Here is a 13,052-nt window from a genome sequence, read left to right as displayed (position 1 = left end):
TAAAGTTTAGCTTAATTTACTTAATATCTTAATGGTAAAAAAAACTTTTTAGGTCATGATTAAGCTAAAACGAACCAATTCAGACGATATTGATTTTATAAATCTCGTTGCTTTATTAGATCAAGATTTAGCGATTAGAGACGGAGATGATCATGCTTTTTACAATCAGTTCAATAAAACAGATAAAATAAAGCATACGATTGTATATTACAAAAATGGGATCCCTGTGGCTTGTGGCGCTTTTCGTGAGAAAGAAAGCGACAAAACCGAAATTAAACGAATGTACGTTCATCCTGATTATCGCAAAAAAGGAATTGCTTCTGCCATTTTAAAAGAACTAGAAATTTGGGCAAAAGAAGTGGGCTACACTTATACCATTTTGGAAACTGGAAAAAATCAGCCAGAAGCCATCAACTTATATCAAAAATTAAATTATACCATCATTCCAAATTATCCACCTTATGAAGAAATGGATAATAGTGTATGCATGAAAAAGACTTTATAATAATGAAAATTACAGCAGAAGCATTACGACAAAAAATAGGGCAATTCTTTTTTCCAGCCGTATTTATCAACGATACAGAAGAAAATATTAAGGAAACTGAACGTTTAATTAAAGAACACAATATTGGCGGATTAACGTTTTTTCACAGTCGAGCAAGTGCTGCAACAAATTACGAAAGCAAGAAAAAAGTTGTTTTTAATGACGATAGCTACGAAAAAATCAAAGCTTTAATTGTCCGTTATCAAAAAGCCGCTTCTACTCCACTTTTAATCAGTATTGATGCAGAATGGGGATTGGCGATGAGAATTGAAAAAACACCTCAATATCCATATGCAATTACACTTGGCGCCTTGCCGGAAAACAAATCAAAATTGGTTTACGAAGTTGGAAAACAAATTGGATTAGATTTAAAAGCAGCGGGAATTCAGTACAATTTATCGCCTTTGGCAGATATTAATAACAATCCAAATAATCCTGTAATTGGATATCGTTCTTTTGGTGAAAACAAAGAAAAAGTAGCCGATTTTGCTGTTGAATATTTGAACGGAATGTCAGAAGTTGATGTTTTAGGTTGTCTAAAACACTTTCCTGGACACGGAAATACAAACGTCGATTCGCATTTAGGATTGCCTGTTTTAAAGGAAACTCTGGAAGAATTGATGGAAAACGAATTATATCCATTCATAAAAGGAATCGAAAATAATGTCGATTCAATTATGATTGGACATTTGGCTGTTCCAAGTTTGAACAACGGAAAAGATACTTCTGCAACATTATCGAAAGCCGTAATTCAAGATCTTTTGCGTGATAAATTAGGCTATGATGGTTTAGTAATTTCTGATGCTTTAAATATGCACAGCGTTTCTAAATTGTACGAAACCAAAGGACAGCTAGAATGGGAAGCTTTCAACGCAGGAAATGACGTTTTATGCTTCGCCGAAAATGTACCAGAAGGAATTGAAGCCATCTATAAAAATGCTTCTCCAGACCGTATTTTCGAAAGTTATAACCGAATTATGAAAGCCAAAGAAAAAGCTGGAATTCTTTCTGGAAATACTGAAGCTTCAGGTGAATTAAATTTCGAAAAAACATCAAAATTAAACTTGGAAATCGCTCAAAATATGATTACAACAATCATTGATAATTCAAGTTTAGAATTAGCTTTTGAATCTCAGAAAAACAACAAATTAGCCAAACTAAGTTTATATAAAAATACTGAAAATACATTTTTCAAAACTTTAAATACAAAACTTCCATCACCAGAATTTACTTTTGAAAATTTAGAAGTTTCGGATATTTCATCGATCAAACAAGAATTAGAAAACTTTGAAACAATTCTAATTTCATTATTTGTTCCAAAAGCAAAACCGTTGAACAATTTTGAAATTGATAGTGAAGTTTTAGAATTACTTTCATATTTACTTCAAACCAAAAAATGTATTGTTTATGTTTTCGGAAATCCATATTCATTGCCATTAATTCCAAATCTGAAAAAGGCTTTTGGACTAGTAGAAGCCTATCAAGATTTTGAAGAATTTCAAAAAACAGCAGGAATTCAATTTTTAGGAAAAAATAGTTCGAATGGCACTTTACCCGTAAACATTGAAATTCAATAAGTTAAAACATAAAATAATCAAAATTTATTAACTTATAAATATTAATAATCACATCTTATTGTAAGTACCTGTACTTATGCCCTACTTTTGCACCAGAAATAAATATTTAACGTAAATCAAAAATTATGTCTTTAGTAGGAAAAAAATTCCCAAGTATTGCAGTAGATGCTATCTCAGAAATGGGTGACAATTTAAAAATCAACATTTTTGAAGAAGCAGTAAACAACAATAAAAAAGTACTTTTATTTTGGTACCCAAAAGATTTTACTTTTGTATGTCCAACAGAATTACACGCCTTTCAAGCTGCATTACCAGAATTTGAACAAAGAAATACTATCGTAATTGGTGCTTCTTGTGACACAAACGAAGTTCACTTTGCTTGGTTAAATACTCCAAAAAACAATGGTGGAATCGAAGGTGTTACTTACCCAATTTTAGCTGACACTAACCGTAACTTAGCTAACATTTTAGGTATTCTTGATATCGAATCTACAAGCTACAGCGAAGATACTGATTCAGTTATCATCGAAGGTTCAAACGTAACTTACAGAGCTACTTACCTAATTGACGAAACTGGAAAAATCTTCCACGAAAGCGTAAACGATATGCCATTAGGACGTAACGTAAACGAATACTTAAGAATGGTTGACGCTTACACTCACATCCAAACTAAAGGTGAAGTTTGTCCTGCAAACTGGGAAGCTGGTAAAGAAGCAATGTCTGCTGACAGAATCAGTACTGCTGAATACTTAAGCGCAAACTAATTTTTTATAAAGGTACAAAGGTTCATAGATACAGAGTGACAAAGCTTTTTTGTTGCTATCTACAAAGTTTCAAACTTTAATCTGTGAACCTTTGCTACTTTAAAATTTCTCAAAAAACACGGTAAAGATTAAGCAACAAAATTATTGCAATATTTTACAAAGTTCCAAAAACTTTGTCTCTTTGAACCTTTGCCACTTTGAACCTCAAAAACAAAAAAACATGTTAATCGACTTAAACGAAGATACGTTAGCAGATTTAGTTGCTAAAAACGAAAAAGTAGTAGTACAATATTCAGCTTCATGGTGTGGAAATTGTCGTATTATGAAACCAAAATTCAAAAAATTAGCAACAGAAAATGAAGCTATCACTTTTGTTTTGGTTGATGCAGAAAATTCTCCTGAATCAAGAAAATTAGCTAATGTGAGTAACCTGCCAACATTTGCAACTTTCGTAAACGGACAATTAGTTGGCGAAACGCAAACTAATAAACAAGAAGTTTTAATCGATCTTGTAAACGCAATTGCTTAATTCATAATTAAGCTTTGTCAAAGTTTAGAACTTTGACAAAGCTCTAAAAAACTCCGCAAAATGAAATTACCAGTAATAAAGCATTTAACGCAATTCATCGAAGAAAACGATCAGGATTATATCATTGAAACGATTGAAGTCCTAGAAGCGATGACTGAAATTCCTTCTCTTAAAGATGAAGAATTAGACGTAATCGGCGAATTGATTTCAAATATGTATGGCGCTCTTGAAGTACAGAAACTTGTAGCTCAAGGAACAGATAAAAAAGAAGCTTTAAATACGTTTATGAAACGTGTTTTAGGTTCTATCGATAAATAAATCGAGCCTCTCTTTCAAAGAAAAATAAAAAACATGACAAGGAAAGCGTTTCTATTTGGAGACGCTTTTTTTTTGTTTTCAGTTTTCAGTCGCAGTTTTCAATTTTCAGTTTTCAAGCAATCTTTGTCAGGCTGAGCGAAGTCGAAGCCCGCGCAAAGTATATCGACAAAGATTAGCAATTTAGATTATGGAGCAACTTATGTGGGCTTCGACTTCGCTCAGCCTGACACGTGCAATTAATCTGAAATCTATCCCGAGGCTTCGGGACTAAAATCTAAAATAAGTACATAAATCCGTGAATTCAAGGCCACCTAAAAACCATCCTTAATCTCTCCTTAAACCCATAACAAATACTTTTAGATTCAAATATTAATCCTTACTTTTGAACCTCATTAATTTTAAACAAAAATCATGGCATCTATCACATTAGGAGGAAATCCAGTTCATACATCAGGCGAATTGCCAGCAGTTGGATCACAATTAGCTGACTTTAATTTAGTTCAAAACGATTTATCAGTTGCTTCATTAAGCACTTTTGCTGGTAAAAAATTAGTTTTAAATATTTTCCCGAGTGTTGATACTGGAACTTGCGCTGCATCTGTTAGAAAATTCAACCAAAGTGCAAGCGGATTAGAAAACACTACAGTTTTATGTATTTCTAGAGATTTACCTTTCGCTCAAAAACGTTTTTGTGGTGCTGAAGGTTTAGAAAATGTAGTAAACTTATCTGATTTTCAAGAAGGAACTTTTGGTAAAGCAAACGGTTTAGAAATTGTTGACGGACCATTAAAAGGTTTACACTCAAGAGCTATCATTGTTGTTGATGCTAATGGAAAAATCGTTCACACAGAACAAGTTTCTGAAATTGCAAACGAACCAAATTACGAAGCAGCTTTAGCAGCACTATAATATTTTCCTTTAAATGGAGTTTCAAAAAGACAATACTTTTGTTACTGGCCGTTTAAAAAGCATGACTTATGCTTTTAAAGGAGCAGTAAAATTGATTAAAACCGAACACAGTATTATGGTCCAATTCTCTTTGGGAATTATCATGACAATTGCTGGGTTCTATTTTCATATTTCACAAACCGAATGGCTATGTCAAACATTTGCCATCGGTTTGGTTTTAAGCATTGAGGGATTGAATACGGCAGTTGAAAAAATTGCCGATTTTATCCATCCTGATTACAGCAAACGAATCGGATTTATCAAAGATATTGCTGCCGGAGCGGTATTTTTTGCCGCAATGACTGCAATAGCAATAGGTTTGATTATTTATATTCCAAAATTTATTTAGGCAAAGGAAAACGCAAGAATGGCAAAAAATAAAAAAGAAACTGTAGATAAAAAAAACGACAAACAAGAAGTAAACAAAAGATCTTTTAAGATGTCTAAACAACAAAAATTTGTTTTAGGATGTCTTCTAGTTCTTTTTTCTGTTGCATTGTTGGTTGCATTTATTTCATTTTACGTTAACGGACAATGGCAAAATGACCAAAGTATTGTAAACCAACTTGGAGATCGTAGTGAAGTTGTCGAAAACTGGCTTGGAAAATTCGGAGCTTATTTATCCGATTTAGTAATCTACAGAGGTTTTGGACTTGCTTCTTTTTTATTCGTCCGTCTATTTTTTCTTACCGGAATGTTTTTAGCATTGGAACTTTCAACTCAAAAGTTAAAAAACACTTGGTTTTGGGATATTTTCGCCATCATTATAGTTTCTATTTTGTTTGGTTTCTTTGCAACTTCTGCACCAGAATTAGGCGGAACAATTGGTTATGAACTGAATTTATTCCTACAAGATTATATCGGAAAAACTGGTACTTTATTGACATTGCTTTTCGGTTTAATCGTGTATCTTATTTTCAAAATTAAATTATCTCCTGAAAAAATTCAAACCTATTTTGATTCTACTAAAAAAGATTTCAAATCAGAATTAAACACTTTAAAACCAATAGCAAATCAGCCTGAAAGTGCTTATAATCTGGAAGAATTTGCTATTAAAGAAGAAAAAGAAGATGAAAACGATCCTGTTTTGGATGATATTCACATAAAAACTGTTGATTCTCAATTTGAAATCAATAAAGAAGCATTAAAACCAACTATTTCTCATTCATCTGAGATTGAGTTAAATCCAATTTTAAAGCCAATTACTCCAAAACAAGAATTACCTTTAGTTTCTCCAGATGAAGCTTTTGTAATTGAAAAAGCCGAAGAAGAAGATATTATTGAAGAAAATCTAGCTTCTCGCCTAGTTGCCGATTTCGGACTATTTGATCCAACTTTAGATTTATCGAATTATAAATTTCCAACCATCGATTTATTAAAAGAGTACTCGACTGGCGGAATTACTATTAATCAAGAAGAATTAGAAGAAAACAAAAACAAAATTGTAGATACACTTCGAAACTACAAAATTGAAATTGCACAAATTAAAGCAACCGTTGGTCCATCGGTAACTTTATATGAAATTGTTCCAGAAGCTGGGATTAGAATTTCTAAAATTAAGAGTTTAGAAGATGATATTGCTTTATCATTATCAGCATTAGGAATTCGTATTATTGCGCCAATTCCAGGAAAAGGTACTATCGGTATTGAGGTTCCGAACAAAAACCCAACTATGGTTTCGATGAAAAGTGTTATTGGCGCGGCTAAGTTTCAGGAAGCTGAAATGGAACTTCCAATTGCTTTAGGAAAAACCATTTCTAACGAAACTTTTGTAGTCGATTTAGCTAAAATGCCTCACTTACTGATGGCTGGAGCAACAGGACAAGGAAAATCTGTCGGATTAAATGCTGTTTTAACTTCATTATTATACAAAAAACATCCAGCAGAAGTTAAATTCGTTCTAGTCGATCCAAAAAAAGTAGAGCTTACGCTTTTCAACAAAATTGAAAGACATTATTTAGCTAAACTTCCAGACACAGAGGATGCAATTATTACAGATAACGCAAAAGTTGTCAATACTTTAAATTCACTTTGTACCGAAATGGACAATCGTTATTCTTTATTAAAAGATGCGATGGTTCGTAATATCAAAGAATATAACGATAAATTTAAAGCAAGAAAATTAAATCCCGAAGCCGGTCACCGATTTTTACCATACATTGTTTTAGTTGTCGATGAGTTCGCCGACTTGATCATGACTGCAGGAAAAGAAGTCGAAGTACCTATTGCGCGTCTTGCTCAGTTAGCGCGTGCTATTGGTATTCACTTGATTATTGCAACACAAAGACCTTCTGTAAACGTAATTACAGGTTTAATTAAAGCCAATTTCCCTGCGAGAATTGCATTTAGAGTAACTTCTAAAATTGATTCTAGAACGATTCTTGATACACAAGGTGCTGATCAGCTTATTGGACGTGGAGATTTGTTATACACAAACGGGAATGATGTCATTCGTGTTCAGTGTGCTTTCATTGATACACCAGAAGTAGAAAAAATTACCGATTTTATTGGCGCACAAAAAGCGTATGCCACGGCTTATTTACTTCCAGAGTTTGTTGGAGAAGAAACTGGCATTAATCTTGATATAGATATTTCCGAAAGAGATACTTTATTTAGAGAAGCGGCGGAGATTATTGTCAATGCCCAACAAGGTTCTGCTTCTTTATTGCAGCGAAAATTAAAATTAGGATACAACAGAGCAGGTCGTTTAATCGATCAACTTGAGGCAGCAGGTATTGTTGGTCCGTTCGAAGGCAGTAAAGCTAGAAGTGTGAATATTTTAGACTTAAGTGCTCTTGATCAATTTTTTAATAATGAACAAAATTAATCCAATCATGAGAACAAAAATTCAAGAAATCAACAAAAATTCTATCACAAACATGACTAAAAAGTGTTTTCAAATGGCAGTTATTTTGCTTTTGAGCTTCACTTCTATTCAGGCTCAAGATAAGAAAGCAAAAGATCTATTGAACGAAGTAACTTCTAAAATAAAAAGCTACGATAATATTGTAATTGATTTTAAATATTCTTTGAATAATGCTAAAGAAAACATTAATCAAGACAGTAAAGGAAATGTAACGATGAAAGGAAACCAATATGTGTTGAATTTCATGGGTGTTACTAAAATTTTTGATGGTCAAAAAACATACACAATTGTCCCTGAAGACGAAGAAGTTACAATTTCTAAAGTAAATGAGAAGGATGACAACGCAGTTACTCCTTCAAAAATGCTTACTTTCTTTAATTCTGGCTATAAATACAATATGGACATTGTTCAAAATGTAAAAGGAAGAAAAATTCAGTACATTAAATTAGTTCCTACAAGCGGAAAAGATCAAAGAAAAGAAATTCTTTTAGGTATTGACAGTCAAACAAAACACATTTATAATTTGATTGAAACAGGAAAAAACGGAACAAAAACAACTTTAACCGTTAATTCTTTTAAAACCAATCAGCCATTATCAAAAAATCAATTTACCTTTGTAGCGAGTAAATACCCTAAATACTACATTAATAAATTAGATTAATCAGAAGGTTGAAAATTCTAGACAAATACTTATTAAAAACATTCTTATTTACATTTGCCACGGTATTTGTAATCCTATTTTTCATATTCATACTTCAAACAGTATGGCTATTTATTTCAGAACTAGCAGGTAAAGATCTCGACTTAATATTGGTTGTGAAATTCCTGCTTTTTTCTATGCCTCGTATTATACCGCTGGTTTTGCCATTATCAGTTTTATTGGCTTCGATTATGACTTTCGGAAATTTGGCCGAAAATTATGAGTTCGCAGCCATGAAATCTTCTGGTATTTCGTTGCAAAGAGCTATGCGCGTATTGATTATTTTTATTTTCGTTTTAAGTATTGTCGCTTTTTGGTTTGCAAATAATGTTATTCCGTATGCAGAATATAAATTTGTAAACTTTAGAAAAAATATTGCACAGGCTAAGCCAGCAATGGCAATTGCTGAAGGACAGTTTAACGATGTTGGCACTTACAACATTAAGGTAAATAAAAAGTCTGGAGAAAACGGAAATCATCTTACTGGAGTAACAATTCACGAAAAGCCCAGCAGTATGGGCGAAAACAAAACTGTTATTAAATCTAAAACAGGCGAATTAATTAGCAGTGAAAAATCTAGCATTCTTCAATTAGTTTTGAATGACGGTTACTATTATCAAGATGTTACTCCAAAAAAATATGAAGATCGTGCAAAATTGCCTTTCATAAAAGGAAAATTCAAGAAGCAGATTATCAATATTGATTTAGCCGAATTAAACAAAGTCGATGATAGCAAAGAAAGCATTGCTGGTACAAATGCAATGTTGAATGTTAATGAATTGCGCTACACTTTGGATTCATTAAACAAAAACTTAGACAACGAAATTGTTTCTTTTTCTGAAAACATCAATCAAAGAGTTGGAATTAGAAGAGGTCCGCAAAACACAAATAAACAGGTAAAGAAAAAACAACTTCCAAACAATCTAGTGTCATTGTATTCTAACAAGGATCAAGTAGATATTTTTAAAATGGCTGGAAGTAATATTACAAGTAATATTTATTCAATAGAAACTACTCAAAAGGATTTAAAGGATAAACAAAGAGAAATTAATAAGCACTTAAGCGCATTGTATGAAAAGTTTGTAATTGCTTTTGCGTGTTTTTTAATGTTTTTTATTGGAGCTCCACTTGGTGCGATTATTAGAAAAGGCGGACTTGGACTTCCGATTGTATTTGCTGTTTTAATCTTTATTACTTTCCACTTCATTAATACTTTTGGAAAAAGATTATCACAAGAAGGCGGTATGTCTCCATTTTTAGGTTCATGGATGTCATCCATTATCCTATCGCCATTAGCGGTTCTCTTAACGTATCGTGCAACAAACGACAACGGGTTAATTAATTTTGATGCGATTACAACCCCGATTTCACAACTATTTCAGAAAATTTCCGAGCGGTTTTTTCCAGCTCAAAAGCAAGAATAATTATGTCAACAACAAAAATACAACTAAATACCATTGAAGAAGCTATAGAAGATATTCGTCAAGGTAAAGTAATCATTGTAGTCGATGATGAAGATCGTGAAAATGAAGGTGATTTTTTGGCAGCAGCTGAAAAAGTAACACCAGAAATGATCAATTTTATGGCTACTCACGGTCGTGGATTAATTTGCACACCACTTACAGAAAGCCGTTGCAAAGAACTTGATTTGCGCGCGATGGTTACGAACAACACAGATCATATGGAAACTGCTTTTACTGTATCTATTGATTTGAAAGGAAATGGCGTTACAACTGGAATTTCTGCTTCTGATCGTTCTAAAACTGTTGAAGCACTAGTCGATCCAAATACAAAACCACACGATTTAGCTCGACCTGGTCATATTTTCCCTTTAATTGCTAAACAAGGTGGTGTTTTAAGAAGAACCGGACACACTGAAGCAGCTATTGATTTTGCACGTTTAGCAGGATTTAAACCTGCTGGGGTTATCTGCGAAATTCTAAATGAAGACGGAACAATGTCTCGTCTACCTGAATTGATTAAAGTTGCCAAAAAATTTGATTTAAAATTAGTTTCTATTGAAGATTTAGTTGCTTATAGAATGCAACATGATAGTTTAATTGTTAAAAAGGAAGATTTTGACATTGAAACTCGTTTCGGAACTTTCAGATTAAGAGCTTACGAGCAAACTACTAACAAACAAATTCATATTGCTCTAACAAAAGGGACTTGGAATTCTGGCGAACCAATTCTAACCAGAATACATTCTTCTCAAGTAAATAATGATTTACTTGGAACATTAACCAACAATGCGGAACAGCAATTGGATGATATGTTTAAAGTAATTAACGAGAACGGAAAAGGCGCTGTTATTTTCATCAATCAAGATATGACAGCTGTAAATCTTTTAAACAGAATTTCGGAGCTTAAAACATTACAATCTAACGGAACTTTAAAAGCTCCAAAAGTTATCATTGACAGTAAAGATTACGGAATTGGAGCTCAAATTCTTCATGATATTGATATTTCTAAAATAAGATTGGTTTCGAATACTGAACAAACAAAACGCGTTGGTATGATTGGTTACGGACTTGAAATTACAGAATACGTTAATTATTAATATGGGAACAGTAGAAGAAAGAATTCAGAAATCTGAAACTCGTATTTTTAAGGCCGTTTTTCCTAGTACAACAAATCATTACGACACTTTATTTGGAGGAACTGCATTACATCTTATGGATGAAGTGGCATTTATTTGCGCTACACGTTTCAGTCGCAAAAAAGTAGTTACGATTTCTACAGGACAAATCGATTTTAAAAAGGCAATTCCCGCCGGAACTTTAATCGAATTAGTAGCAAAAGTTGATAGCGTAGGAAGAACAAGCTGTAAAATTCATGTCGATATTTTTATGGAACAGATGTATTCGGAGCTTCGCGAAACGGTAGTTTCGGGAACTTTTTCTTTTGTTGCAGTTGACGAAAACAAAAAACCAACGCCAATTTTAGACGACTTAGAATAATTTTTATAAAAATCTCGTTTTCGGAAATACTGATAATTAGACACTTGAAAATTATCTTAAAAAACTTTAAAAAAAAGTCGAGAAAAAGTTTTTATAACCAAAAAACCGTCTTATATTTGCACCCTCAATCAGCTAATGATAGCGACATACTGGAGAAATGGCAGAGCGGTCGAATGCGGCAGTCTTGAAAACTGTTGACTGTAACAGGTCCGGGGGTTCGAATCCCTCTTTCTCCGCCAGTAGAAGTTTCAAAAGAAACTTTAAAAATCAAAAGCCTTTAAACACTAGTGTTTAAAGGCTTTTTCGTTTTTACAAACTTTTCAAAAAGCACATGTTTTATCAAAGAATGGTTACCCTATTAGTTACCCTGTCATTTTTTGAATCTTTTTTCTCAAAAAAGGGTAACTAAACCAAAAGAATTCCCCGAGAATTCCCTGCTGTCAAAGGGCTCTCTTAAAATTTTTAATTCAATTTGATTATTAATTTTAAAACTAGATAACATGTTAAAAGTAATTTTTTACCAGAAATCCGACAGAGCAAACAAGAACGGCGAATCTCCAATCTATGCCCGTTTGAGCTACAATAACAAACAAATTTCAATGTCAACCGGACAAGCCATTTCAAAAGAAAGATGGACAAGTACTAATAACCTTAGAAACCAGCTTAAAATTGAAAAGGAAATAGTAATGAAAAACCTACTTGATCTTTTCCAGCTTAATGCAGCCAAAAAATTTACTGAACTCTTCAGAATTGATCCTGAAGTCAACCTTCAATTATTAAAAGCTGAACTCACAGGAAAAGCCCAAATAGACCAGCCTGAAGAAACCTCGATAATTCAGATTATGGATACATACATTGAATTCTTTACTAAAAGAGTAAATACTGGAGAGCGCGCATCGGCTTCACTGCAGAAGTACAAAAGAGCAAAAGATCTGCTTTTGAATTTCATAAACAGTAGCTACAAAAAGGAAGATATGCCGGCATCTGAAATATCAAGCTCGTTTGTCTTCAAACTTGAGCAATATCTTAAATATGAGAGCAGTTTTAAAGATCAGACAGGCATCAAAAACAATTCTGTAGTAAAATATATGAAAATGTACAAAACTGCCTGCAATTACGCCATCAAAATGGATATGATAATAAAAAACCCATTTAATATTTATGATGGCAGACTAAGCGTTAAAGATGCCATTTTTTTAACTCAGCAGGAACTTAACACCATAGAGAGCAAGATATTTTCAACGCCGCGTCTGGAAAAAGTTAAGGACATATTTCTTTTCAGCTGCTACACAGGATATGCCCCTGTCGATGCCTTGGAACTTACTGAAAGAAACTTATCCGAAGATTCAAATGGAAACTTATGGATTATGACCAGCAGAGCCAAAACCGCCATTAGAGCCAATGTGCCTGTATTACCAACCATTGAGAAAATTATTTCTAAATATAAAAATCAGCACAAGGGTCTTATTCCAAAAATTTCCAATCAGAAAATGAATGCTTATCTTAAAGAAATCGCTGATGTCTGCGGCATAAATAAACATCTTACATGGTATGTTGCAAGACATACTTTCGCCACAACTGTCACTTTAGGAAATGGAGTAAGACTTGAGAACGTATCTGCTATGATGGGGCATACCAACACTAAACAAACCCAGCATTATGCAAAGGTTTTGGATGTGAACATAATGGAAGACATGGAGAAACTGAAATCTAAATTTAAGTGACATTCACTTACCAAGAAACTTCTGAATTTAAAGATTCTTAAAGAACTTAAATCCATTTAGAGAAAAAAGCAAGTTAAACGATATCACAAGTTTTGCAGTACATTTTCAATTGCGTCTGCATT

General features: G+C 33.1%; 13 protein-coding genes and 1 tRNA gene. All 14 read left to right on the top strand.

Annotated elements, in window-relative coordinates; translation table 11 throughout:
- The first annotated feature begins 55 nt into the window (after window positions 1–55).
- The 14 genes from NYQ10_RS10275 (at window position 56) to NYQ10_RS10210 (ending at window position 12,930) form a co-directional block, all read left to right on the top strand.
- Complete coding sequence (locus NYQ10_RS10275; protein ID WP_289880560.1) at window positions 56–505, top strand: GNAT family N-acetyltransferase; 450 nt, start codon at window positions 56–58, stop codon at window positions 503–505.
- Window positions 506–507: 2 nt separating this feature from the next.
- The gene (locus NYQ10_RS10270; protein ID WP_289880559.1) at window positions 508–2,121 is read left to right on the top strand and encodes a glycoside hydrolase family 3 protein; all 1,614 of its coding nucleotides are present in this window, start codon (window positions 508–510) and stop codon (window positions 2,119–2,121) included.
- A 125-nt stretch (window positions 2,122–2,246) separates the two neighbouring features.
- Window positions 2,247–2,885: a peroxiredoxin gene (locus tag NYQ10_RS10265; protein ID WP_229352825.1), complete on the top strand. Its 639-nt coding sequence runs from the start codon at window positions 2,247–2,249 to the stop codon at window positions 2,883–2,885.
- A 220-nt stretch (window positions 2,886–3,105) separates the two neighbouring features.
- On the top strand, window positions 3,106–3,414 hold the full coding sequence (locus NYQ10_RS10260) for a thioredoxin family protein (protein WP_007805605.1): 309 nt from the start codon (window positions 3,106–3,108) through the stop codon (window positions 3,412–3,414).
- 60 nt (window positions 3,415–3,474) lie between these two features.
- Window positions 3,475–3,732, top strand: a complete 258-nt coding sequence (locus NYQ10_RS10255; protein WP_008462029.1) for a DUF6952 family protein — start codon at window positions 3,475–3,477, stop codon at window positions 3,730–3,732.
- Window positions 3,733–4,143: 411 nt separating this feature from the next.
- Entirely contained in the window at window positions 4,144–4,641 is a 498-nt protein-coding gene (tpx, locus tag NYQ10_RS10250) for a thiol peroxidase (protein ID WP_289880556.1), read from the top strand.
- A 13-nt stretch (window positions 4,642–4,654) separates the two neighbouring features.
- Window positions 4,655–5,029 (top strand): diacylglycerol kinase, encoded by a 375-nt coding sequence (locus NYQ10_RS10245; RefSeq protein WP_109192327.1) that lies wholly within the window; start codon window positions 4,655–4,657, stop codon window positions 5,027–5,029.
- Between the two features lie 18 nt (window positions 5,030–5,047).
- On the top strand, window positions 5,048–7,507 hold the full coding sequence (locus tag NYQ10_RS10240; RefSeq protein WP_289880554.1) for a DNA translocase FtsK: 2,460 nt from the start codon (window positions 5,048–5,050) through the stop codon (window positions 7,505–7,507).
- Between the two features lie 7 nt (window positions 7,508–7,514).
- Window positions 7,515–8,207 carry a LolA family protein gene (locus NYQ10_RS10235; protein ID WP_289880551.1) on the top strand — a complete coding sequence of 231 codons (693 nt, stop codon included), beginning with the start codon at window positions 7,515–7,517 and terminating at the stop codon, window positions 8,205–8,207.
- An 8-nt stretch (window positions 8,208–8,215) separates the two neighbouring features.
- Window positions 8,216–9,670, top strand: a complete 1,455-nt coding sequence (locus tag NYQ10_RS10230) for an LptF/LptG family permease (protein ID WP_289880549.1) — start codon at window positions 8,216–8,218, stop codon at window positions 9,668–9,670.
- Between the two features lie 2 nt (window positions 9,671–9,672).
- Entirely contained in the window at window positions 9,673–10,806 is a 1,134-nt protein-coding gene (ribB, locus tag NYQ10_RS10225) for a 3,4-dihydroxy-2-butanone-4-phosphate synthase (RefSeq protein ID WP_276174672.1), read from the top strand.
- Window position 10,807: 1 nt separating this feature from the next.
- Window positions 10,808–11,206: an acyl-CoA thioesterase gene (locus NYQ10_RS10220; RefSeq protein ID WP_184167062.1), complete on the top strand. Its 399-nt coding sequence runs from the start codon at window positions 10,808–10,810 to the stop codon at window positions 11,204–11,206.
- Window positions 11,207–11,357: 151 nt separating this feature from the next.
- A tRNA-Ser gene (locus tag NYQ10_RS10215) sits at window positions 11,358–11,445 on the top strand.
- A 261-nt stretch (window positions 11,446–11,706) separates the two neighbouring features.
- Complete coding sequence (locus NYQ10_RS10210) at window positions 11,707–12,930, top strand: site-specific integrase (protein ID WP_289880546.1); 1,224 nt, start codon at window positions 11,707–11,709, stop codon at window positions 12,928–12,930.
- Window positions 12,931–13,052 lie beyond the last annotated feature (122 nt).

This window comes from Flavobacterium johnsoniae, from assembly GCF_030388325.1.
Lineage (GTDB): Bacteria > Bacteroidota > Bacteroidia > Flavobacteriales > Flavobacteriaceae > Flavobacterium > Flavobacterium johnsoniae_C.
Note: the sequence above shows the minus strand (reverse complement) of the source record. Positions and strands in the feature narration are given on the sequence as shown.